This window comes from Bradyrhizobium sp. SPXBL-02, assembly GCF_051853065.1.
Classification (GTDB): Bacteria; Pseudomonadota; Alphaproteobacteria; order Rhizobiales; family Xanthobacteraceae; genus Bradyrhizobium.
Genome location: NZ_CP182474.1, coordinates 7,186,501 through 7,209,169 on the forward strand (window position 1 = coordinate 7,186,501; position 22,669 = coordinate 7,209,169).

General features: G+C 64.3%; 24 protein-coding genes. 11 read left to right on the forward strand and 13 right to left on the reverse strand.

Annotation, left to right across the window (positions count from 1 at the left end):
• Positions 1-4: 4 nt before the first annotated feature.
• From ACNJYD_RS33305 to ACNJYD_RS33315, 3 genes are read right to left on the reverse strand one after another with little or no spacing between them, the layout of a single operon-like run.
• Positions 5-736: an amino acid ABC transporter ATP-binding protein gene (locus tag ACNJYD_RS33305; RefSeq protein ID WP_172788146.1), complete on the reverse strand. Its 732-nt coding sequence runs from the start codon at positions 734-736 to the stop codon at positions 5-7.
• Positions 733-1,386: an amino acid ABC transporter permease gene (locus tag ACNJYD_RS33310; RefSeq protein WP_172788145.1), complete on the reverse strand. Its 654-nt coding sequence runs from the start codon at positions 1,384-1,386 to the stop codon at positions 733-735. Before ACNJYD_RS33310 ends, ACNJYD_RS33305 begins: the two co-directional genes overlap by 4 nt.
• A gap of 45 nt (positions 1,387-1,431) precedes the next feature.
• On the reverse strand, positions 1,432-2,190 hold the full coding sequence (locus tag ACNJYD_RS33315; protein WP_172788144.1) for an ABC transporter substrate-binding protein: 759 nt from the start codon (positions 2,188-2,190) through the stop codon (positions 1,432-1,434).
• A gap of 168 nt (positions 2,191-2,358) precedes the next feature.
• Here ACNJYD_RS33315 and ACNJYD_RS33320 point away from each other — a divergent pair, with 168 nt between their 5' ends.
• Positions 2,359-3,003, forward strand: coding sequence for a helix-turn-helix domain-containing protein (locus ACNJYD_RS33320; RefSeq protein WP_172788143.1), 645 nt, complete (start codon positions 2,359-2,361; stop codon positions 3,001-3,003).
• Positions 3,004-3,153: 150 nt separating this feature from the next.
• Here the strand turns inward: ACNJYD_RS33320 and ACNJYD_RS33325 are convergent, their stop codons facing one another.
• A complete protein-coding gene (locus ACNJYD_RS33325; protein ID WP_439364530.1) occupies positions 3,154-4,419 on the reverse strand; it encodes a D-amino acid dehydrogenase in 1,266 nt (421 codons plus the stop codon).
• 66 nt (positions 4,420-4,485) lie between these two features.
• A complete protein-coding gene (locus tag ACNJYD_RS33330; RefSeq protein ID WP_439364531.1) occupies positions 4,486-5,814 on the reverse strand; it encodes an aspartate aminotransferase family protein in 1,329 nt (442 codons plus the stop codon).
• A gap of 148 nt (positions 5,815-5,962) precedes the next feature.
• Between ACNJYD_RS33330 and ACNJYD_RS33335 the strand changes: the two genes are divergently transcribed.
• Positions 5,963-6,511 carry a cupin domain-containing protein gene (locus ACNJYD_RS33335; RefSeq protein WP_008561958.1) on the forward strand — a complete coding sequence of 183 codons (549 nt, stop codon included), beginning with the start codon at positions 5,963-5,965 and terminating at the stop codon, positions 6,509-6,511.
• 103 nt (positions 6,512-6,614) lie between these two features.
• Here ACNJYD_RS33335 and ACNJYD_RS33340 read toward each other — a convergent pair whose 3' ends face one another.
• From ACNJYD_RS33340 to ACNJYD_RS33350, 3 genes are read right to left on the reverse strand one after another with little or no spacing between them, the layout of a single operon-like run.
• Entirely contained in the window at positions 6,615-8,876 is a 2,262-nt protein-coding gene (locus ACNJYD_RS33340) for a xanthine dehydrogenase family protein molybdopterin-binding subunit (RefSeq protein WP_439364532.1), read from the reverse strand.
• On the reverse strand, positions 8,869-9,924 hold the full coding sequence (locus tag ACNJYD_RS33345) for an FAD binding domain-containing protein (RefSeq protein WP_439364533.1): 1,056 nt from the start codon (positions 9,922-9,924) through the stop codon (positions 8,869-8,871). Before ACNJYD_RS33345 ends, ACNJYD_RS33340 begins: the two co-directional genes overlap by 8 nt.
• Positions 9,921-10,418 carry a (2Fe-2S)-binding protein gene (locus tag ACNJYD_RS33350; RefSeq protein WP_172788138.1) on the reverse strand — a complete coding sequence of 166 codons (498 nt, stop codon included), beginning with the start codon at positions 10,416-10,418 and terminating at the stop codon, positions 9,921-9,923. Before ACNJYD_RS33350 ends, ACNJYD_RS33345 begins: the two co-directional genes overlap by 4 nt.
• Before the next feature lie 251 nt (positions 10,419-10,669).
• Here ACNJYD_RS33350 and ACNJYD_RS33355 point away from each other — a divergent pair, with 251 nt between their 5' ends.
• A complete protein-coding gene (locus tag ACNJYD_RS33355) occupies positions 10,670-11,308 on the forward strand; it encodes a TetR/AcrR family transcriptional regulator (RefSeq protein WP_172788137.1) in 639 nt (212 codons plus the stop codon).
• A gap of 378 nt (positions 11,309-11,686) precedes the next feature.
• On the opposite strand, the gene ACNJYD_RS33360 is transcribed toward ACNJYD_RS33355, so the two are convergent.
• On the reverse strand, positions 11,687-11,890 hold the full coding sequence (locus ACNJYD_RS33360) for a hypothetical protein (RefSeq protein ID WP_439364534.1): 204 nt from the start codon (positions 11,888-11,890) through the stop codon (positions 11,687-11,689).
• A 489-nt stretch (positions 11,891-12,379) separates the two neighbouring features.
• On the opposite strand from ACNJYD_RS33360, the gene ACNJYD_RS33365 reads away from it, so the two are divergent.
• Positions 12,380-13,354 carry an ABC transporter substrate-binding protein gene (locus ACNJYD_RS33365; RefSeq protein ID WP_439364535.1) on the forward strand — a complete coding sequence of 325 codons (975 nt, stop codon included), beginning with the start codon at positions 12,380-12,382 and terminating at the stop codon, positions 13,352-13,354.
• Between the two features lie 114 nt (positions 13,355-13,468).
• Here the strand turns inward: ACNJYD_RS33365 and ACNJYD_RS33370 are convergent, their stop codons facing one another.
• Positions 13,469-14,284, reverse strand: a complete 816-nt coding sequence (locus ACNJYD_RS33370; RefSeq protein ID WP_439364536.1) for a class I SAM-dependent methyltransferase — start codon at positions 14,282-14,284, stop codon at positions 13,469-13,471.
• A 195-nt stretch (positions 14,285-14,479) separates the two neighbouring features.
• On the opposite strand from ACNJYD_RS33370, the gene ACNJYD_RS33375 reads away from it, so the two are divergent.
• Positions 14,480-15,946, forward strand: a complete 1,467-nt coding sequence (locus ACNJYD_RS33375) for an FAD-dependent oxidoreductase (RefSeq protein ID WP_439364537.1) — start codon at positions 14,480-14,482, stop codon at positions 15,944-15,946.
• A 180-nt stretch (positions 15,947-16,126) separates the two neighbouring features.
• On the opposite strand, the gene ACNJYD_RS33380 is transcribed toward ACNJYD_RS33375, so the two are convergent.
• Positions 16,127-16,504: a PRC-barrel domain-containing protein gene (locus ACNJYD_RS33380; protein WP_172788132.1), complete on the reverse strand. Its 378-nt coding sequence runs from the start codon at positions 16,502-16,504 to the stop codon at positions 16,127-16,129.
• A gap of 222 nt (positions 16,505-16,726) precedes the next feature.
• Here ACNJYD_RS33380 and ACNJYD_RS33385 point away from each other — a divergent pair, with 222 nt between their 5' ends.
• Positions 16,727-17,131: a DUF4864 domain-containing protein gene (locus ACNJYD_RS33385; protein ID WP_439364538.1), complete on the forward strand. Its 405-nt coding sequence runs from the start codon at positions 16,727-16,729 to the stop codon at positions 17,129-17,131.
• Positions 17,132-17,184: 53 nt separating this feature from the next.
• Here ACNJYD_RS33385 and ACNJYD_RS33390 read toward each other — a convergent pair whose 3' ends face one another.
• Together ACNJYD_RS33390 and ACNJYD_RS33395 are read right to left on the reverse strand one after the other, a co-directional pair.
• The gene (locus tag ACNJYD_RS33390; protein WP_172788221.1) at positions 17,185-18,450 is read right to left on the reverse strand and encodes an MFS transporter; all 1,266 of its coding nucleotides are present in this window, start codon (positions 18,448-18,450) and stop codon (positions 17,185-17,187) included.
• Positions 18,389-18,649: a hypothetical protein gene (locus tag ACNJYD_RS33395; protein WP_172788125.1), complete on the reverse strand. Its 261-nt coding sequence runs from the start codon at positions 18,647-18,649 to the stop codon at positions 18,389-18,391. The genes ACNJYD_RS33390 and ACNJYD_RS33395 overlap by 62 nt, the downstream gene beginning before the upstream one ends.
• Here ACNJYD_RS33395 and ACNJYD_RS33400 point away from each other — a divergent pair.
• From ACNJYD_RS33400 to ACNJYD_RS33420, 5 genes are all read left to right on the forward strand, one after another.
• Positions 18,636-19,028, forward strand: coding sequence for a hypothetical protein (locus ACNJYD_RS33400; RefSeq protein WP_439367544.1), 393 nt, complete (start codon positions 18,636-18,638; stop codon positions 19,026-19,028). The two genes, ACNJYD_RS33395 and ACNJYD_RS33400, sit on opposite strands and share 14 nt — an antisense overlap.
• 77 nt (positions 19,029-19,105) lie before the next feature.
• Complete coding sequence (locus tag ACNJYD_RS33405) at positions 19,106-19,387, forward strand: hypothetical protein (protein ID WP_439364539.1); 282 nt, start codon at positions 19,106-19,108, stop codon at positions 19,385-19,387.
• Positions 19,388-19,396: 9 nt separating this feature from the next.
• On the forward strand, positions 19,397-20,824 hold the full coding sequence (locus ACNJYD_RS33410) for a TolC family protein (RefSeq protein ID WP_439364540.1): 1,428 nt from the start codon (positions 19,397-19,399) through the stop codon (positions 20,822-20,824).
• Positions 20,825-20,838: 14 nt separating this feature from the next.
• On the forward strand, positions 20,839-22,173 hold the full coding sequence (locus tag ACNJYD_RS33415) for a copper oxidase (protein WP_212260449.1): 1,335 nt from the start codon (positions 20,839-20,841) through the stop codon (positions 22,171-22,173).
• 32 nt (positions 22,174-22,205) lie between these two features.
• Positions 22,206-22,661, forward strand: coding sequence for a cupredoxin domain-containing protein (locus ACNJYD_RS33420; protein ID WP_439364541.1), 456 nt, complete (start codon positions 22,206-22,208; stop codon positions 22,659-22,661).
• Positions 22,662-22,669: the final 8 nt, after the last annotated feature.

A 22,669-nucleotide genomic window follows, 5' to 3' on the forward strand; every position in this document is an offset into this window, starting at 1 on the left:
CCGGTCAGAGCGGATGCAGCACGCGGCGCAGGAAGTCCTGCGTCCGCGCGTGCTGCGGTTGATTGAGCACCGATTTCGCCGGCCCCTGCTCGACAATCACACCGCCGTCGATGAACAACACGCGATCGGCAACGTCGCGGGCAAAGCCCATCTCGTGGGTGACGACGACCATGGTCATGCCGTCGTCGGCGAGCTTGCGCATGACGCCAAGAACGTCGCCGACGAGCTCGGGATCGAGCGCCGAGGTCGGCTCGTCGAACAGGATGGCCTTGGGCTGCATGGCGAGCGCCCGCGCGATGGCGACGCGCTGCTGCTGGCCGCCGGAGAGCTGCGGCGGATGCGCGTCGGCCTTTTCCGCAAGCCCGACCTGGGCGAGCAGCGTCCGGCCGCGCTCCAGCACTTGCGCACGCGGCTCCTTCTTCACGAAGAGCGGTCCCTCGACGACGTTTTCCAGCGCAGTGCGATGCGGGAACAAATTGAAGCGCTGGAACACCATCGAGACCTGGGTGCGGATGTTCACGATCGACGGCGCGTCGCGGTCAACCTTCAGGCCTTCGACGCTGATCTCGCCGCGGTCGTAGCTTTCGAGCCCGTTGATGCAGCGCAGGATGGTGGATTTGCCGGAGCCGGAGGGGCCGATGATGCAGACCACCTCGCCCTTCTCGACGCTCGCCGTGATGCCCTTGAGCACCTCGACCTTGCCAAAGCTCTTGTGGACGTCGCTCAGCTCGATCATCGCTTGCCGGCCCGCTTCTCGAAGTGACGGACGAGCAGGATCAACGGAATGCTCATGGTGAGATACATCAGGGCGACCAGCGTGAACACGCTGGTGTTCTTGAACGTCGAGGACGCGATCAGCTTGCCCTGCAGCGCGAGCTCGGCGACCGTGATGGTCGAGGCCTGCGAGGAATCCTTCAGCATCATGATCATGACGTTGCCGTAAGGCGGCAGCACGATGCGCACCGCCTGCGGCAGCACCACGCGGCGCATGGTGAGCCACCAGCCCATGCCGATCGACTGCGCCGCCTCGATCTGGCCCTTGTCGATGGCCTCGATGCCGGCGCGGAAGTTCTCGGCCTGATAGGCCGAATAGGCGATGCCGAGGCCGAGGATGGCGGCCTGCAAGGCCGACAGCGTGACGCCGAGATCCGGCATCACGAAGTAGAGGTAGAACAACAGCACGATGATCGGGATGCCGCGGATCACGTTGATCAGGCTGGCGCTGAGCATCGACAGCGCTCTTATGCCGGAGACCCGCATCATCGCCCAGACGAGGCCCAGCACCGTCGAGAGCAGCAGCGAGCCCACCGTGACGATGATCGTCAGGGCGACGCCGTTCAGCAGGATCGGGAAGAACTCGACGGCGTCGCGCCAGAAGCCTTTCATCGGGCAGCCTTCGATCGATCAGGTCTTGCGGTCAGGTCTTGGCAATCAACCTTGCGCCTTCTGGCCCCATTTCTCGAGGATCTTGTCGATGGTGCCGTTGGCCTTCAGCTTCGCCAGCGAGGCATTGATCTTGCCGAGCAGTGCGCTCTCGCCCTTGCGCACGCCGATGCCGACCGAGCCGACGGTAACGGGCTTGTAGCTGTCGACGAGACGCACGTCGGGGAAACCGCCCTGCTTCAGATTGTAGGCGAGGATCGGATAGTCGGCGAAGCCGGCCTTGAGACGGCCGGTGTTCACGTCGCGCAGGATGTCGGGGATGGTGTCGTAGGCCTTCACGTCCGCGAACAGGCCGGACTTCTTCAGCGCATCGACGAAGGCGGTGCCGACTTGCGCGCCGACCGTCTCGCCCTTCAGGTCCTCCTGCGCAGCGTAGGCCTTGGCATCGCCCTTCGGCACCACGAGGCCTTCGCCATAGGTGTAGATCGGGTCTGAGAAGTCGACGACCTCCTTGCGCGGCGCGGTGATGAACATCGCGGCCGCAATGATGTCGATCTTGCTCGAGGTCAGCGACGGGATCAGCGCCGAGAACGCCATCGGCTCGATCTGCACGTTGAGGCCGGCGTCCTTGCCGATCTCGGTGACGAGATCGACCATGATGCCCTGGATGGTGTTGGTCTTGGTGTCGAGGAACGTGAAGGGAATGCCTGTCGGTGTCGAGCCGACCTTCAGCACCTGCTGCGCCGAAGCCGGCACGGCTGTGGCAATGGCGAGCGCCGCGATTGCGGCCTGAACAAAACGCTTCATCGCATCCCCCTTTTGGGCCTGGCCGGCACATGTCGCGATCAGACGTTGCGGGCCGGGCCGTTTCGGCCTATTTTCACTAATATGAAATTTTGGTCATACTTTCGCGGACGATGCAAGCGGTTTTCATGCACATGAAGGAAGCGGTTTGACGTGAGCGGTGGCAAAAGAATGCGCAAACCGGCCGCCGCAAAGCCGGCCAAGAAAAGGCCGGCTAAGGTGAAGGCCAAGCCGGCCGAGCCGGCGATGGACGTCGCGGTCGGCCGCCGCATCCGCGACCTCAGGCGGGTCAGGCAATTCTCGCTGGAGACGGTCGCCGCGCGCACGGAGCTTTCGATCGGCTTTCTCAGCCAGATCGAGCGCGGGCTGTCGTCGCCGTCGCTGCGGGTGCTGGCGACCCTCGCCGACGTGCTCGGCGTCGGCATCGCCGCGCTGTTCGGCGCGAGCCCGAGCGCTGACGGCGCATCGGATCAGGTGGTGACACGCGGGCTGCAACGGCCCGAGTTGAAGCTCTGGCGCACCGGCGTGTCCAAACAATTGCTGAGCCCGGCCAGCAGCGACAACAAGCTCAATCTGTTCCTGGTGCATCTGGAGCCCGGCGGCTCCACCGGCGATGAGCTCTACACCCACGATGGCGAAGAGGCAGGGCTGGTGCTCGAAGGCGAGATGATGCTGACGGTGGACAGCCAGACGTGGTCGCTGAAAACAGGCGACAGCTTTCGCTTCGCGAGCCGACGGCCGCACCGGTTTTCCAATCCGGCGCAGGATGCGAAGGCCGTGGTGCTGTGGGTGAATTGCGTGACGGGGGCGGGGTAGCTGCTTCAACGCACGCGGCGGAGTGAAGAAATCCCGGGACATCGCCACGCCGTCATTGCGAGCGCAGCGAAGCAATCCAGAGTCTCACCGCGGGGACAGCCTGGATTGCTTCGTCGCAAGGGCTCCTCGCAATGACGAGGGGATAGAGCCTTAGCCAAACCGGTGCTTGTACCGCTCCACCGTCAACGCGCTGACGTCGATCTCCGGCTTCTTGCCGGACAGCATGTCGGCGAGAACGCGGCCCGAGCCGCAGGACATGGTCCAGCCCAGCGTGCCGTGGCCGGTGTTGAGGTGCAGGTTGGCGTAGTGGGTCGGGCCGATCACGGGCGGGCCGTCCGGCGTCATCGGGCGCAGGCCGCTCCAGAACGTCGCCTTGGACAGATCGCCGCCGCGCGGGAACAGGTCGGTCAGCGAATGATCGAGCGTGTCGCGGCGCGCGTCGTAGAGCTTGCTCGAATAGCCCGAGATCTCCGCGGTCCCGCCGACGCGGATGCGATTGCCGAGGCGGGTGATCGCGACCTTGTAGCTCTCGTCCATCACGGTCGATTCCGGCGCGCCGGAGGCGTCCTTGATCGGCACCGTGATCGAATAGCCCTTCACCGGATAGACCGGCAGCGAGATGCCGAGCGGCGCCGCCAGCCGCGACGACCAGCTGCCGAGCGCGAGCACGTAGGCATCCGCCTGCAACAGGCCGGCGCTGGTCGCGACCCCGCTGACGCGCGCGCCCTCGGTGACGATGCGATCGATCGAGGTGTTGAACATGAAGCGCACGCCGAGCGCCTGGGCGTGCTTGGCGAGCGCCTGCGTGAACATGTGGCAGTCGCCGGTCTCGTCCTGCGGCAGGCGAAGTCCGCCGACGAACTTCTCCTTCACGCCCGCAAGCGCCGGCTCGACCGCGATGCAGCCCTCGCGGCTCAGCACCTCGAAAGGAACGCCGTACTGCTTGAGCACGGCGACGTCTTCGGCGGTGCCGTCGAGCTGGGCCTGGTAGCGAAACAGCTGCAGCGTGCCCTGCGAGCGCTCGTCGTACTGGATGCCGATGTCGCGGCGCAGATCGCGTAAAGAGTCGCGGCTGTATTCCGCGATCGGAATCATCCGGCTCTTGTTGACCGCGTAGCGTTCGCTGGTGCAGTTGCGCAGCATCTTGAGCAGCCAGACCCACATGACGGGATCGAGCTTCGGCCGGATCACCAGCGGGCCGTGCTTCATCAACAGCCACTTGACCGCCTTCACCGGCACGCCGGGGCCGGCCCAGGGCGAGGAATAGCCGGGCGACACCTCGCCGGCATTGGCGAAAGAGGTCTCCAGTGCCGGCTCGGGCTGACGGTCGACGACCGTCACCTCATGGCCTGCACGCGCGAGGTAGTAGGCAGAGGTGACACCGATGACACCGCTGCCGAGGATCAGGACTTTCACGCTTCGTCAAACTCCCGCGGCGCTCGCCGCTGCAAGGACACAACTCGCTGGCGGCGAGAGCAATTATCAGGCCACCTTCTTGATGGCGTCCCCGAGGATCGAGACCATCTGGTCGATGTGGCTCTTCTCGACGATGAGCGGCGGCGACATTGCGAAGCTGTCGCCGCTCATGCGCAAGTAAAGGCCGGTGTTGAAGCAGTCGACCATGACGTCATAGCCGCGCGCGCCGACGATGCCGTCACGCGGGGCGAGCTCGACCGCGCCCATCAGGCCGCAATTGCGGATGTCGACGACGTTCGGCAATCCCTTCAGCGAATGCAGCGCATCGCGCCAATATTCGGCCATCGACGCACCGCGCGTGAGCAGGCCTTCGTCCTTGTAGATGTCGAGCGTCGCGATACCGGCGGCGCAGGCGGTCGGATGCGCCGAATAGGTGTAGCCGTGGAACAGCTCCATCTGATTCTCGGGGCCGACCATCATGCCGTCATGCACCTTGCGGCTCGCAAACACGGCGCCGCAGGGAATGGTGCCGTTGGTGATGCCCTTGGCCGTCGTCATCAGGTCCGGCGTGACGCCGAAGAAGTTGGCGGCGAACGGCGTGCCGAGGCGGCCGAAGCCGGTAATGACCTCGTCGAAGATCAGGAGGATGCCGTGCTTGTCGCAGATCTCGCGCAGGCGCTGCAGATAGCCCTTCGGCGGCGGCAGCACCGCGGTCGAGCCCGGCACAGGCTCGACGATGACGGCGGCAATGGTCTCGGCGCCATGCAAGGCGACCAGACGCTCGAGATCGTCGGCGAGCTCGGCGCCATGCTCGGGCTGGTCCTTGGCGAAGGCGTTACGGGTGAGATCGTGGGTATGGCGGATGTGGTCGACGCCGGGCAGCAGGGTCGCAAAGGCACGACGATTGGCAACCATGCCGCCGACCGACGTGCCGCCGAAGCCGACGCCGTGATAGCCGCGCTCGCGGCCGATCAGGCGGGTGCGGCTCGACTGGCCGTTGGCGCGGTGATAGGCCAGCGCGATCTTCAGCGCGGTGTCGACCGACTCGGAGCCGGAATTGGTGAAGAAGATGCGATCGAGGCCCTTCGGCGCGATCTCGGCCAGACGCTCGGCGAAGTCGAAGGCCAGCGGGTGGCCCATCTGGAACGTGGGCGCGAAATCCAGCGTCATCAGCTGGCGCTCGACCGCGGCGGCGATCTGCTTGCGGCCGTGGCCGGCATTGACGCACCAGAGGCCGGCGGAGCCGTCGATCACCTTGCGGCCGTCGACGGTGGTGTAATGCATGCCCTCGGCCGAGGAGAACAGGCGCGGCGCCTTCTTGAACTGCCGGTTGGCCGTGAACGGCATCCAGAACGAGTCGGTCTTGATGGTGTTCGGAATCTGATGAAGGGTCACGGCCGCGCTCCTTTGCTGACCCGCTAGCAGAGCCACGGCTTGGAAAGCGCAACAAGTCCTTTTCTGGTGACCTGCAAGCCATTGATTTAGCTGGGGCTGCCGGTCCATATTTGCGCGATCCGCAACACCTGCAACACGGGACCAGGGCATGAGCGTCGACATCGGTGGACGGCTGCGATTCATCCGGGCGCGCCACAAGCTGTCGCAGCGCGAGCTGGCCAAGCGTGCCGGCGTCACCAATTCGACGATCTCGCTGATCGAATCCAACCAGATGAACCCCTCGGTCGGCGCGCTCAAGCGCATCCTCGACGGCATCCCGATGGGGCTCGCCGAGTTCTTCGCGCTGGAGCCGGAGTCCAGGCGCAAGATCTTCTACCGCGCCGAGGAGCTCACCGAGGTCGGCAAGAAGCCGATCTCGTACCGACAAATCGGCGACAATCTGTTCGGCCGCAGCCTGCAGATCCTCAAAGAGCGCTACGAGCCCGGCAGCGACACCGGGCGCGTGCATCTCGTCCATGACGGCGAGGAAGGCGGCATCGTGATCTCAGGCAAGCTCGAAGTCACCGTCGAGGACGAGCGCCGCATCCTCAATCCCGGCGATGCCTATTACTTCGAGAGCCGCCGCCCGCATCGCTTCCGCTGCGTCGGCGGCAAGCCGTGCGAGGTGATCTCGGCCTGCACGCCGCCGACGTTCTGAAGGCGAGATCGACGCATCCGGCGCGACTCGTTCACCTCTCCCGCAAGCGGGAGAGGGAGCGCACCTCCGTCGTTGCAGCGATTTGGCCTCATTTCATCGCGCTTCAAAGCTGCGTCAGCAACTCCTCGATCCGGATCGGAAATTTGCGCACCCGCACGCCGGTGGCGTGCCAGACCGCGTTGGCGACCGCGCCGGCGCTGCCGGTGATGCCGATTTCGCCGACGCCCTTGATGCCGAGCGCGTTGACGTGCGGATCGTGCTCCTCGACGGTGATGACGTCGAGCGGCGGCACGTCGGCGTTCACCGGGATGTGGTACTCGCCGAGATTGGCATTCATGATCCGCCCGCTGCGGCGGTCGGTGATCGCCGCCTCGTGCAGCGCGAAGGACTGGCCCCAGATCATGCCGCCGAACAACTGGCTTTGCACCATGCGCGGATTGACGATGCGTCCGGCGGCGAACGCGCCGACCATGCGACTGACGCGGACCTGGCCGAGTTCGGGATCGACCTTCACCTCGGCGAACACCGCGCCGTGGGCATGCATCGCATATTGCTCCATCGCCGCAGGGTTCGGCGCGCCGGTGCCGCGCGCCTCGACCTCGGCAACGCCGGCGCGCGCGAGAATCTCGGCATAGCTCTCGCTGCGGCTCTCGTCGTCGCGGCGGATCAGCCTGCCGTCGCGCGCGATCACGCCGGCATTGCCGGCGCCGAACAGTGGCGAGCGCTCGTCGCTGGTGGCGAGATCGGCGAGCTTTGCGATCACGGCCGCACCGGCGCTGTGGATCGCCGCGCCCGCCGTTGCCGTGTGCGCCGAGCCGCCGGCGATGCCGGCGTCGGGCAGGTCGGACGTGCCGGACTTGAAGTCGAGGCGGTCGATGTCGAGGCCGACGGAATCGGCCGCGATCTGCGCCAGCGCCGTCCAGGCGCCCTGCCCCATGTCGTGCGCGCCGATCTCCATCACGCCGGAGCCGTCGCGGCGGATCGCCGCGTGCGCCTCGGCCTGGAACATCAGCGCCGGGAAGGTCGCCGTCCCCATGCCCCAGCCGACCAGGAGGCCGGCATCGTCGCGCATCTGCCGCGGCTGCAACGGACGCTCCGCCCAGCCGAAGCGCGCGGCGCCCTGCTCGTAGCAGGCCCGCAGCGCCTTGGAGGAGAAAGGCCGCCCCGTCATCGGCTCCACCTCGGCGTAGTTCTTCAGGCGGAAGGCCAGCGGATCCATGCCGCAGGCCCAGGCCATCTCGTCGATCGCGCTCTCCAGCGCGATCGAGCCGGTCGCCTCGCCGGGCGCGCGCATGAACAGCGGCGTGCCGGTGTTGACGCGGACGGCATCGTGCGAGGTGCGGATCGCCGGCGCCGCATAGAGCGTGTGCGAGGCATCGGCGGCGGGCTCGTAGAAATCGTCGAAGGTGCTCGACACCGTTCTGGCATGGTGGTCGAGCGCGGTCAGATGGCCCTCGTGATCAGCGCCGAGCCGCAGGCGCTGACGTGTCGGCGCGCGATGGCCGACCGGGCCGTACATCTGCTCGCGGCGCAGCACCAGCTTGACTGGCCTGCCGACGAGCTTTGCCGCCATGATGCCGAGGACCGGCGGCCCGCCCATGAGCCCCTTCGACCCGAAGCCGCCGCCGAGGAACGGGCTGCGCACGTGGATCTTGTCGGGCGCGATGCCGAACAGCTCGGCGATGCGCGCCAGCGACAGCTTCAGGCCCTGGGTCGGCATGTCCACGGACAGCCTGCCGCCATCCCAGTGCGCCACGACAGCATGCGGCTCCATGGCGTTATGATATTGCGGCGGGGTCTCGTATGTCGCATCGATCTGCTTTTCGGCTGCGGCAAGGCCGGCCTCGACATCGCCGCGGTGATTTTCGGTCGGGTTTCCGACGCCGACGACGGGCGGCACAAAACTCTCGCCGGCGTCGAGTCCAACCAGCGGAGGCAGCGTCTCGTAGCGCGGTGCCAGCAGCGCGGCACCTTCGGTCGCGGCTTCAAGCGTCTCGGCGATCACGACGGCGATCGGCTGGTTGGCGTAGCGGACTTCGTTGCTCTGCAACGCCTCCATCCGAAACACGAACGGATTGGTCTTGATCTCCGGATCGATCGCGAGCGCCGGCTTATTCTCCGGCGTCATGACGTCGACGACGCCGGGATGGCGTTTTGCGGCAGCGACATCGAGCGAGACCACACGGCCTCGCGCGACGCTGGAGACGGCGATCACCCCAAACAGCATGCCGGGCGGATGATTGTCCGCGGCATAGGTCGCCTGCCCCGTCACCTTGAGGATGCCGTCACGGCGGGTCAGCGGCTGGCCTATATTCGAGCCGTGCCTGAGATGGGCGGGAGCGCTGGTCAAATTGAGCTCAGACATTGATGGCTCCGGAGGTCGAGGCAAAGGGAGAGGCCGGCAGCGCGGGGATCCGCGCGGGCGTGCCGGCGGCGGCCAAGGTCAGCGCGCGCACGACGATGCGACGCGCGAGCTCGATCTTGAAGGCGTTGTCGCCGGACGGCTTTGCGCCCTCGAGCGCGCGCCAGGCCGCCTCCTGGAATGCGTCTGCCGTGGGCGCGACGCCCTTGAGGACGCCTTCCGCTGCGCGAGCGCGCCAGGGCTTTGCGGCGACGCCGCCGAGCGCGAGCCGCGCCTGTGCGATTCTGCCGTTCTCGATCCGCAGCGCAGCCGCGGCCGAGACGACGGCAAAGGCATAGGAGGTGCGCTCGCGGACCTTGAGGTAGCGCGCATGCGCGGCAAAGCCGCGTGCGGCGGGCGGCAGGCGCACCGCGACGATGAGATCGCCGGGCTCGAGCACGGACTCGCGCTCGGGCGCATCGCCCGGCAGTCGGTGCAACTCGTCGAGCGCAACCTCGCGCCGGCCGCCCCTGCCCTCGATCTCGACGATGGCATCGAGCGCGACCAGGGGCACGCAGAAGTCGGAAGGGTGCGTGGCGATGCAGCTCTCGCTCCAGCCGAGCACGGCATGGCTGCGGTTCTCACCGTCGCGCGCGTCGCAGCCGGAGCCGGGCGCGCGTTTGTTGCAGCGGCTGGCGGTATCGTAGAAATACGCGCAGCGCGTCCGTTGCAACAGGTTGCCGCCGACGGTGGCGGCATTTCGCAACTGAGCCGACGCACCGGAGAGCAGCGCTTCGGCCACAGCGGGATAGGACCGCGCAAACTCCGCATCATGGGCGAGATCGGCATTGCGCACCAGCGCGCCGATGCGCAACGACCCGTCCGCGAGCGTCTCGATTTGGTCGAGGCCATCGAGACGCGTGACGTCGACCAGCCGGTCCGGACGGCTGACGCCGCCCTTCATCAGGTCGAGCAGGTTGGTGCCGGCAGCGAGGTAGACCGCGCCCGGCTGGGCCGCGGCAGCAACGGCTTCAGTGACCGTGGCCGGCCTGACATAATCGAACTGTTTCATGCGGAGCGCCTCTGATTGGTCTCGTCCATCCCGGCCTGCGCGTCCAGCACGGCATCGACGATGCCGGCGTAAGCGCCGCAGCGGCACAGATTGCCGCTCATGCATTCGCGGACGCGCTCGGGATCGTTGCCGGCCTGGCCTTCGCCGATCATGCCGATCGCGCTCATGATCTGGCCGGGCGTGCAGAAGCCGCACTGGAAGCCGTCATGGGCGATGAAGGCGGCCTGCACCGGATGCAGCTGGTCGCCGCGCGCGAGGCCTTCGATGGTGAGGATGTCGGCGCCGTCATGGCTGATGGCGAGCGCGAGACAGGAGTTGATGCGCTTGCCGTCGACCAGGATGGTGCAGGCGCCGCACTGGCCGCGGTCGCATCCCTTCTTGGTTCCGGTCAGATCGAGGCGCTCACGCAGGAGATCGAGCAGCGTGACGCGCGGATCGTCGAGGACGAAGTCGCGCCGCGCACCGTTCACGGTGAGGCTGATGGAGTGGTTCATACAAGGCTCCGATCAGATATGGACATGAGTCATCGCGCAGCGCGCCACCGCCGTGGCCGCCGTCGAATAGCGCCGCCCGAACATGATGCGGCCGGCGCACGAGCGAAGATACGGAGGCACCCTCCGTTTAACAAGAGCCGCCCGGAAATATTTGGAATTCGTCAAAACCGCGTGCGCCGCCAACGCGATGCAGCCCTGCATGGGTCCGGCGAGGGTTCAATCTAACCAATTCGTGATCTACATTGCGCGCCATGGACGACCACACCGACCAGACCCGAAAGCCCCGCGCCGATGCCGTGCGCAATCGCGAGCGCGTGCTCGAAGCGGCCAAGCTGGTGTTCAGCGCGGGCGGGCCCGAGGCGAGCCTGGAAGCCGTGGCGAAGCGGGCCGGCGTCGGCATCGGCACGCTGTATCGTCATTTTTCGACGCGCGAGGCCTTGTTCGAGGCGGTGTATCGGCGCGAGGTCGAGCAGTTCAGCGAGCTTGCCGAGTTGCTGAAGAACGAGAAGGACCCGGTCGAGGCGCTGCGGCGCTGGTTGCACTCGGGGGTCGAGTTCGTTGCGACCAAGAAGGGGATGATGGCAGCGCTGGCGCTCGCGGTGCAGAGCGGGTCGGAGCTGCATGCTTTCTCCTTCGAGCGTCTGACCAAGGCGATCGGCTCGCTGCTGGACCGGGCGGTCGCAGCTGGCGAGATGCGCGCCGACCTCAGCCCGGAGGACCTGCTGCGCGCCTTCTTTGGCATGTGCTACGTGCACGACCAGCCCGGCTGGCAGGCGACGGCGCTGCGCCTGCTCGACGTGTTCGTCGACGGCTTGCGGGTGCCGCCGCCCAGCAAGGCCAAGGCGCGCTCGTCGAAGACGACGAAGCCCGCGACGAAGCGGAAGCGGTAGGGCGCGCAGAGCGACCTACGCCGCGGGCGAAGCGCTTCGCCACGCGGGTCGCAAACCACAATCCAAGATCATGTGAAAACCGGCAGCACGATCTCTGATTTATGAAGGCGCTCTTTTCAGGAGCGCGTACGCACGATGGGAGCTGTTTTTGCGCCAGACTAGGTCTGGATCGCTGCTACAACATTGTTCACGTCTGCCCTACAAAGGCGACGAGCACGCCATTTGCTGCGAGCAACGATAGAAATAACCATCTGCCACGAACTGAGATTGTAGCTGCACGGTCGTTTATTTCGGTTGTGAGGACTCAACTCATGACGAAGCACTTTTCAAACAGCGTTGTGCCCTACTTCGTTGTAGTCGTCATATCCATGGTGACAATCACGATTGCAGCAACATCGGTGGGTGAGTCAGTTGTTGCAGGCATCGCTGCGTCGATACCAGGCCCATTCCATCTCGCACATGCAGGCGCGGTGTCGAACCAACCGAAGCTCGCTCGCGCGCCAACAGGTTGTGGGCTTCGATCTGCTCCGCCGCAATGGAAGGTGGACTGGCTTTTCGAGCCGCCTGGGCATCCCCTGCCATGAGTCCTCGCCAGGGGCCGCAGGCCGCAACTCTTCTTAACCTGGAAGGCAAGCCGACGCTTTGCCTCTCGTTCGCTGCACCGCATCACCGTCACCTCTGTCGAAGATATTGACTGCTTGTGAAGTAGTTTACATCTCCTCGCTCATGGCGCGGCCTAGTGTGAAGACAAGTTCTTGCTTTGACGGAGGCCTCCCATGCTCTCAGCAATCAAATGGAATTCTCGCACTCGCGAATGGGTAATGTTGGCTATGACACTCGTTGTCGGCGTACAGGCAAACCGGCAGGAGGACGAAAGGAAGCAAAGGCAGCCACTCTGGAAGCATTTCGACGATACCCATCATTGGGATGAAACCGCTGAGGAATGGGTCCCCAACCAAGATCACTGAGCGTGCAATGCGCCAGAGCGGTGCCTATGATAGTAACGGACATGGCCCTTCTGGATGAACTGCCGGTCTCTACGATGGCTTTTAAGTACAGCTGGAGTCAGGGATGAACCGGAGGCAGTTCATTGCCACGGCGGTTTGCGTGATCGGGTGGCCAGTCGTGGGGCTGGCGCAGCGGACCGGGAGTGTTCCTCGGATCGGGTTTCTCGGTCTTGGCAAGTCCGAGGATTGGACTGACCAGATCGAAGCCTTGCGCCTTGGACTTAAGCGCTTCGGATATCACGAAGGCCGCAACCTGCTGATCGAATTTCGATGGGCCGCCGCGATTGCTGAATTGGATAGGTTTGCCGAAGAGCTTTCGAAGTTGAATGTCGACATTATCATCGCGCCGGCGTCGACGCAGGTTGAACCCGCACTACGGGCCACGAGGACGATCCCGATCGTTTTTGCGCAGCACGCCGACCCAGTCGGAATTGGGCACGTAGCCAGTCTGGCGCACCCGGGTGGCAATGTTACCGGGGTATCGATGGTCCTTACAGAAATGGCTGCCAAAGGATTGGAAATCCTTGTCGAGGCACAACCGGGGAAGCGTGTGGGGGTGCTGTGGAATTTGACCACGCCGACGCATGCCCGTGTACTGTCCGTCCTTGAAGAAGCGGCTAAGCGCAAGAGCATCGATTTGGTGGGAGCGCCGATCAGCACGGCCGACGATTTCAACCGAGCTTTTGACCTGATGGTGAACGAAAAGGTTGCTTCGGTGCTTGTCCCATCGTCCCCGATCACAAACGCTCGCCGTCGGGCGCTCGCCGAACTGGGTATCAAGCACCGATTACCGACCATGTTTGCGAACAGAGCGAACGTGGAAGCTGGCGGGCTCATGAGCTATGGACCGAACTTCAACAGCATGTATCGTTACGTCGCCTTCTTTGTCGACAAGATACTGAAAGGGGAAAAGCCGGGCGACCTCCCTGTCGAGCAGGCTTCAAAATACGAGCTGGTACTCAACCTTGCGACGGCACGTCTCATTGGAGCCGACTTGCCATCGGTCCTCATTGCTCGTGCGGATGAGGTGATTGAATAGCATCGAAATGTCTGAACTGGCCCCTTGCGTCACGCTGCGAGGCTCATGACCGTTCGGTGCTCGGAGGAGACGGAAGCAGCGATCTCCTTCGCATTTTAACCCAAGCGGGGCTCACTAGAGGGAAGCAATCGCTACGAAGGATTGCTGCGGAAATGTCAGCTTGCCACCTGCCAACATCGAACGATCAAGGCGAGAGGCTGCATCATCGGAAATCGAGACGATTAGGCGCTCCCGCTCAGGTACCTCCTTGTCCTTCAGGAGCCCAGCCATTGGTGTTGCCGTGAGCTGAAAGCGAACATAATCCAACATTGACGGAAACTTGATCTGTTTGGTGACCGTGGCCACATCGACAAGATCAAAGCCCGCCTGCTTCGTCCAATCGGCAATCTCCTGAGCATCGCAAGAGAGATGCTCAGCACGCTTGGTGCGTGACGCCTCTTCTCCGACGCACTCATCGAGCGCCTGGACAAATGCGTACGCTGCGGGGGTGTTCTCAATTGCGCTGTAAACGCTGAAGCCTGCGCGGCCTCGGGGCTTGAGCACCCGCACCATTTCCTTTAGCGCGAGAGGCCGATCTGGAAAAAATTGAAGCCCGAGCTGGCAAAGCACCACGTCGAAACTGCCTGCATCGAATGGAAGGTCGAGCGCGCTCCCCTCGATCCAATCAACCTGTGGAGACTTCGAGCGCGCAATCGCGAGCATGGCACTATTGAGATCAAGGCCAACGACGCGTCTCGCCAGGCCAAGCTGCTCCGTGAACCTCGCTACGACCCCAGTTCCACAGGCGATGTCGAGTACGCTGTCGCCGCGCTTTGGCGCGATGCGGTCGAGCAGGTCGCCGGCCCATAGTGAAGTGATCGCTGGTACCAGGTACCGATCGTAAAGTTCCGGCGCGGCGGCATCCATTTGCCAATGTTCTTCGACCGACATGACTTCCCCTATGATCACTAGTGGAAAGCATTGCACGCTCGCAGCGTTGATGCTGACCTATTGGACGAGGAGCTGCAAGGGGCGAGGCCGCTTCTGGCGCCTTTCTTTGAACCTCCGGTTCGCCACACCGACTCAATCTCTTGAGTACCCGTGCCCACGTGGGTGGGCATCGTTGTCGTTCGCCGGGAGGAGACGATGACGATTTCATCGCCGCTTCTGCGGCCCGCCGAGCTCGAACAGGTGGGGAAGAAGATGAGCAAAATCGTCATTTGCGGCGGAGGCGTGATTGGATTGAGCGTTGCGACGATGCTTGGTCGCGACGGCCACGACGTCACGGTCCTGGAGGCTGATCCGGCCGGTCACCCTGTGGCCGCTGCCGAGGGATGGGACACGTGGGCACGTCCGGGAGTTGCACAATTCAGGCAACCGCACAGCCTCGGTTCGCGATTTCGGATGATCAGCGATCTGGAATTGCCGGGATTGACGGATGATTTGCTGCGCGCCGGATGCGTTTGGGTGGACTTTCTCGACAGTCGATCTCTTCCCCCGACGCTAACGGACAAGACACCGCGTCCCGGCGACGAGGCCATGCGCTTCGTCACTGGAAGAAGGCCAATTATAGAATGGTCCGTAGCTGCAATGGCGCAAGCCGCGCCTAACGTGGCTATTCGTCGGGGGACCAAGGTTCGCGAACTGATCATTGGCGCATCGGCGGTCGCGGGTGTGCCGCACGTCACGGGGGTGCGCACGACATCCGGCGAAGAGATTCGCGCTGACTTGGTCATCGACGCCATGGGACGGCGAAGCACGGCTTGTGACTGGATCAGCGGCGCGGGTGCCCGCAGCCCGTTCGAGGAAGCGGAAGACAGCAACTTTGTCTATTTTACGCGATATTTCTCGGGGCAACAGCGGCCTCGCAGGATGGGACGCGCGCTTACTCCGATGGGCTTGTTCTCGATCCTGACCCTGGACGGCGACAACGACACCTGGTCGGTCACCTTGTATACCTCGTCGAGAAACAAGGCGATGCGCGCCTTGCGCGATACGGCGACATTCCATCGCGTCGTCTCAGCGTGCCCACGGCAAGCCCATTGGCTCGACGGCGAGCCAATAACACCCGTCCTTCTGATGGCGGGAGTTATCGACCGATACCGGCGATTTGTCGTCGATGGCCGTCCCGTCATCACGGGATTCGCTGCTGTCGGCGATGCATGGGCGTGCACCAACCCGTCCGCCGGACGAGGCTTGAGCGTCGGACTTCTGCATGCACAGGTGCTTCGCAATGTTGCCCGCCGACACCTCGACGATCCCGAAGCGTTCTCCCGGGAATACGACGCCGAGACCGAAATCCAGGTCGGTCCGTTTTACCGCAACCAGATCGCCGCGGACCGTGCGCGGATCGCTGAGATGAATGCTCTGGAAGCGGGCACGCCGCTGCCCGCACCCAACCCGGTCATGGCCAAGCTTCTCATTGCGTCGTCTCAAGACGCCGACGTGCTCCGTGGCATCATTGAGATCGCAATGTGCGTTGCGCTGCCTCAGGAGGTCGTCACCAGACCGCGCGTCGCCGCAAAACTGGCTGAAATGGACGGCTATCAAATCCCGCCGGATCCCAACATCATCGACCGACACCGCATGGCAGCGCTGCTGGACAGCTCGTAGGATGGGGGTAGATCGCCAGCGAAACCCATCCTTTCTCCAAGGCGAAAGCACTAGGCATTGCGAAGTCCAGTCCTCCGATCCAGTGAGGACAAGTCAATCAGCTTCTGCCCGATTGGCGACTTGCACGACCTCTGATGTTGGTGCCGCCGTCAGTTCAGCTGTCCTGACGCGCAGCTGGCGTTATAGGCCACCTCGCCCTTCCCAGTAGGTTGGCGTTCCATAATACCGGTGAGTTCGCTGTTCCCAGTCTCTATCTTCCCAGGAGTCATCGCTGAACTCGGGCGCATCCCTCAGCTGTTGCTCGGTGATATTGGTTCGAAAACCGCCAAGCGACCTGTCATATGTCAGAGCGCCCCAGGGAATGGGGTAGTGGCTGTGACCCAAGCCCACAAATCCACCAAAGCTCATGACCGCATAAGCCACGCGGCCTGACATCTTGTCGATGATGAGGTGATCAATCTCGCCGATATTCGTCCCATCTGCTCCATAGACTTCGGTTCCCTCAATGTCCTCGCTTGAGATGCAGTGATGATCCGGATGGGCTGTTGCACGGGCCATGACTTTGCTCCTTGATAAGGTGGTTTTGCCGGCTTAACTCGGCCATCGCGGAGCCGTTCCTGCCTTAGGAGAACATGTCGCAGCTGCCTGCGGTTTGTGTCGCTGTCCCGGATGAATGGGCATCTGGAGCATCCAAGCCCAGCGCGTGATATCTGAGTGCACGCCCTGTCGGTGCACATGTGCTAGGATCGCCTCCGCCGGGATCTCAACGCGGAGCCTGCCATGCGCATCGCAGCCTTGCTGGTCGCTCTCATCGTTGCCTGTCATCACGCAGCGTTTGCCGGCGATGTCGCGGCCGCCCAAAGCGTGATCCGCGCCCAGGAGCAGGCCTTCGTTCGCGACGATGCGACGGCGGCTTATTCCCATGCGGCACCGGCGATCAAGGAGATCTTTCCCGCACCCGACATCTTCATGTCCATGGTGCAGAACGGCTACGCGCCGGTCTATCGTCACAAGAGTTTCGAATTCGGCGAGAGCAAGACCGATGGCACCTGGATCGCCCAGCGCGTTCATATCGTCGATGCAAATGGCGAGGCCTGGGAGGCGCTCTACACGCTCGAGCAGCAGGGCGACGGCAGCTACAAGATCACCGGCTGCTCGCTGCTGAAGGCGGGACAGGCCGTTTAAAGCATGATCCGGAAAAGTGTGTAGCGGTTTTCCGAAAAGATCATGCTCAAACTTCAAGTGGCAAAACCCGCCCCGGTCTTGACCGAGCCCATCCGCGCGCGGATCAAGAGCAGCACGACGATGCCGATGTTGAGCGCATTCCAGGCGACGCCATTGGCGAAGGCCGCGGCATAGGAGCCGGTGGCATCGAAGATGACGCCTGACACCCAGCCGCCGAAGGACATGCCGAACACGGACGCAAAGATCACGATGCCGACGCGGGTCGCGGCCTCGCTCGCCGGCATCGCCTCGCGCACGATGATGGCGTAGCTCGGCACGATGCCGCCCTGGAACAGGCCGAACATCGCGGAGATCAGATACAGCGAGGTCAGGCTGTCGAAGAACAGATAGAACACCAGCGCAAAGCCCTGCGCCAGCGATCCCACCAGCAGCGTGCGGATGCCGCCGATCTTGTCGGCGAGGTAGCCCGAACCGATCCGGCTGACGATGCCGCAGCCCATCATCAAGGACAGCATCTCGGCGCCGCGCGCGACGCCATAACCGAGATCGCCGCAATAGGCGACGATGTGCACCTGCGGCATGGCCATCGCCACGCAGCAGGAGATGCTGGCGATCGAGAGCAGCACCGTCAGCGTATTCGTCGACAGCCTGAGATCGACCCGCGGCGGCGGTGCGTTGGCATGATCGTGGACGGTGTCGCGGCCCATTTGCGCGCGCAGGATCAGCACCAGCACCGTCATCAGGCCGGCGCAGACGATGCCGATGCCGATATGGGTGTAGCGCCAGCCGATCTCCTGCGTGCCCCAGCTCACGATCGGCGGCCACATCGCGCCGGCGACATAATTGCCGCTGGCGACGATGGTCACGGCCAATCCGCGATAGCGCTCGAACCAGTGCGAGGCTTCGGCCATCAGCGGCGCGAAGGTCGCGGAAGTGCCGAGCCCGATCAGGAAATATGCCGCCACGAACTGCCACAGCTGCCCCGACAGGCCCGCGAGCACATTGGCAACGCCGAGAAAGGCGATGCTGATCGCCATCGCCGGCACGATGCCGAACCGGTCGGTGATCTTGCCGGCGATCACGCCGCCAAGCCCGAAGCCGAACATCATCAGGGTGAAAGCCAGCGACACCGCGCCGCGCGTGGCAGCGAATTCGGTCTGCACCACGGGAATCACGACCACGACCGCCCACATGCCGACGGCGCCGATCGAGCCGATCACGAGGGCAAGGACGAGTCGCACCCAGGCCTGACGGGAGTCAGGGGTGAAGGAAGCAGGTGTTTGTCCTGGATGATTTGGCGCGTGCACGGTCAGGACCATGTTCGCGGACCGTCGCATGGTCAACCAGCGTGCCGCGATATTGGGCATGCGCGGTGCGCTGCGGTAATAAGTTCTTGGCGAATGCGTCTTTTGACATTAGGTTGCAATAAGCGCGTGCAACATTGCCGCGCGAGGAGCCTATCGGCGGGATGTTGTTGCGATTGACGCGATCGGTGCGGATCAGGGTGGGGCGAATCATCGCCCTCGCCTATCTGTTCTGCGTGCTCGCGCCAGCCGCAAGCCTTGCCTGGGGCAGTGCTGCGCCCTGCCTTGGCGACGAGACCTTGGCCGACCTCGTCCCGGTGCATCATCACATGGCTGCGAGCCATGGCGATGTTCCGCACGAGCATGCGGGCACCCCTTCCCGGACTGCCGCGAAGGACGCACCTCTTCCGAATCATCACGACGGCAAGGGAACAGTGGGCCCGTGCTGTGCGATGATGTGCGTCAGTGCGCTGCCGGCCGATCTGCCCAGCGTCGCCACGCCGGTCCAGCCGATGTCGACCTGTGCGCCCGAGATCGTGCCCAGCCTGCACAGCGCCGCGCCGCCCCAGCACTATCGTCCCCCCATCGCCTGATCTGACACGACGGCGTCGGTTTCGACACGCGCTTTTGCGCGCGCGAACCTGTGGTCTTTCAGATCAGGAATGAAGACATGCTTGCGCTTTCCGGGGCGACATCCGCCGCATCCGCGGTGGGTGAACGACATTCTCGATTCATTTGGCTGCTGCTCGCCTTTGCTGCGACGGTACTATCCGGCTGCATGCCGGCAACGACGCAGATAGCCAGCGCGGATCCCGCCGATCCGGCGGCGAAGGTGGCCCCAATCGGCTATCGCTCGACCACCGCGCCCTATACCAGCCTGCGGCCGGCGACGCCGGCGCCGTGGCGTGACCGCAACGAGGCGGTGACGCCGCGGCCGAAGCAAGACCGCTAGGGGCGCGCCATGTCACAGCATTTTGCGCGAGCCCTGCTCCTGCTCGCCGCGCTCGGCATGTCCGGTTGCGCCGCGTTCTCGCCCGACGGCGGCATGACTGAAGTCGCGGATCTGACGAGCCGGACCATCAACAAGGACGTCGCCTTCGTGCGCTCGGCCGAGGGCGCCGCCACGGTCGACGCCCGCGTCCGCCAGCTGCTCTCGCGCACCCTCAGCGTCGACGCCGCCGTGCAGATCGCACTGCTCTACAACAAGGGACTGCAGGCTGCCTATAACGAGCTGGCGCTGGCGGAGGCCGACCTGGTCGAGCAGAGCCTGCCGCCCAATCCGGTGTTCGCGGTCTCGCGCATCACAGGCAATGGCGCCAGCGAGATCGAGCGCCAGGTGGTCGGCGACATCCTCGCGCTCGCCACCCTGCCGTTCCGCTCCGAGATCGCCCGGGAGCGCTTTCGCGGCGCGCAGCTGCGCGCCGCGCTGGCGACGCTGCGGCTCGCCGCGGACGTGCGCCTCGCCTATGTCCGCACTGTCGCTGCCAACGAGATGGTGGGGCTGCTGACCGACGCGAAAGCGACGGCGGAATCGACCGCACAGCTCGCGCTCAAGCTCGGCGAGACCGGCTCGCTCAACAAGCTCGACCAGGCCCGCGAGCAGGTGTTTTATGCCGAGACCACCGCCGACCTCGCCACCGCGCGGCAGGCGGCGGGAAGCGCGCGCGAAAGGCTGGCGCGCCTGATGGGGCTGTGGGACGACGGTCTCGACTTCCGCCTGCCCAATCAATTGCCGCCGCTGCCGCGTCGGCCGCTCGCGCTTCCCAGGATCGAAGCCGATGCGGTGGCGCATCGCATCGACCTGCAAATCGCACGGCTGGAGCTGGCCGCGCTGGCGAAGGCGCTTGATCTCACCGAGGCGACGCGCTTCGTGACGCTGCTCGATCTCGCCGGCATCTCCCGCCGCACCCAGGATCCGGAAGGGCCGCCGTTCCGCGAGCGCGGCTTCGACATACAATTCCAGATTCCGATCTTCGACGGCGGCGAGGTGCGCGTGCGCCAGGCCGCCGAGACCTACAACCTCGCCTTCAACCGCCTGGCCGAGCGGGCCGTGAATGTGCGCTCCGAAGCGCGCGACGCCTATCGCGTCTATCGCTCCACTTACGACATCGCCGGCCACTACCAGCGCGAGATCATCCCGTTGCGCAAGATCATTACCGAGGAGATGCAGCTGCGCTTCTCCAGCATGCAGGTCGACATCTTCGCGCTGCTCACCGAAGCGCGGCAGCGCCTCGCGGCGCTGCGCGGCGCGATCGATGCCAGGCAGCGATTCTTCCTTGCCCAGGCCGATCTGCAGACCGCCGTCAACGGCGGCGGCGCGTCCGCCGCCGGCGGGGACACTCCAACCACTATCGCCGCGGCAGCACCTGCCGAAGGCGGCGGACACTAAAGACGGAGGCTGAGATGTTTTCCCGCCGAGGATTTTTGAGCACCGCCGCGCTGGTCGGCGCATCGGCCATTCAAGGCCGCGTCCAGGCCGCTTCGATTCCGGAAGCCGCCACCATGGACAAGGTGGTGATGCAGCCGCCGCTGCACCCCACCAGCGGCCCGGATTATCGTCCCGTGGTCACGCTGAACGGCTGGTCGCTGCCGTTCCGCATGAACGGCGACTGGAAGGAATTCCATCTCGTCGCCGAGCCGGTGGTGCGCGAGTTCGCGGAAGGGATGAAGGTGAATTTGTGGGGCTACAACGGGCAATCGCCGGGCCCGACCATCGAGGCCGTCGAGGGCGACAAGCTCCGCATCTTCGTCACCAACCGCTTGCCCGAATACACCACCGTGCACTGGCACGGCATGATCATCCCGAGCGGCATGGACGGCGTCGGCGGATTGACCCAGCCGCACATCGAGCCCGGCAAGACCTTCGTCTACGAATTCGAGATGAAGAAGAGCGGAACCTTCATGTACCACCCGCACTCCGACGAGATGGTGCAGATGGCGATGGGCATGATGGGCATGGTCGTCGTGCACCCGCGCGATCCGAACTTCCGCGCCGTCGACCGCGACTTCGTGTTCGTGATGAGCACCTATCGCGTCGACCCCGGCACCTATCTGCCGCACGTCAACGAGATGACGGACTTCAACATGTGGACCTGGAACGCGCGGGTCTTTCCCGGCATCGATCCGCTGCCGGTCAGGCTCGGCGACAAGGTGCGCGTGCGCATCGGCAATCTCAGCATGACCAACCATCCGATCCATTTGCACGGCCACAGCTTTGCGGTGACCTGCACCGATGGCGGCTGGATTGCCGAGAGCGCGCAGATCCCGGAGACGACCACCGACGTGCCGGTCGGCGCCATCAGGGTGTTCGACGTGCTCGCCGACAATCCCGGCGACTGGGCGTTCCACTGCCACAAGTCGCACCACACCATGAACGCGATGGGACACGACGTGCGCAACCTGATCGGCGTGTCGCGCAAGGACCTCGCCAAGGCCGTCGGCAAGCTCGCGCCTGACGGCATGGCCATGGGCTCGACCGGCATGGCGATGGGCAACATGGAGATGCCCGCGCCCGACAACACGCTGCCGATGATGACCGGCACCGGCCAGTTCGGCCCGATCGAGATGGGCGGCATGTTCACGGTGATGAAGATCCGCGAAGACCTCGCGCGCGACGATTACCGCGATCCCGGTCCGTACAAGTTCCCGCAAGGCACCGTCGCCTACGAAGTGGCCGCACCCGCCACGGAGCCGGCACGGCACAAACCCGGCAGGGCGCCGATGAAGCACAAGATGTGAGCGTTTCGATGAACCACCAACTGGAGACTACGATGAAGATCACGATCAAGCTCGCCCTCGCGCTGGCTGCACTTTCGACCGCACCGGCCTTTGCTCACGACAAGCACGGGCACGGAAATTATTCGGCCGGCGAGCCCGGCGATCCCAAGAAGCCCGCACGAACCATCGAGATTCTGATGAACGAGATGGACTACACGCCCGCAAAGATCGAGGTGAAGCGCGGCGAGCAGATCCGCTTCGTGCTGCGCAATGTCGGCAAGGAAGACCACGAATTCCTGCTCGCGACGACGAAAGAGAATCTCGCGCATGCAGTCGAGATGAAGAAGCATCCGCACATGGAGCACGACGATCCCAATGCGGTGCGGCTTGCACCAAAAAAGACGACCGAGATCCTCTGGAAGTTCAGCAAGCCCGGCACGTTCGAATATTCGTGCCTCATTCCCGACCACCGCGAGTACGGCATGGTCGGCCAGGTCACCGTGAAGTAACGCGAAAG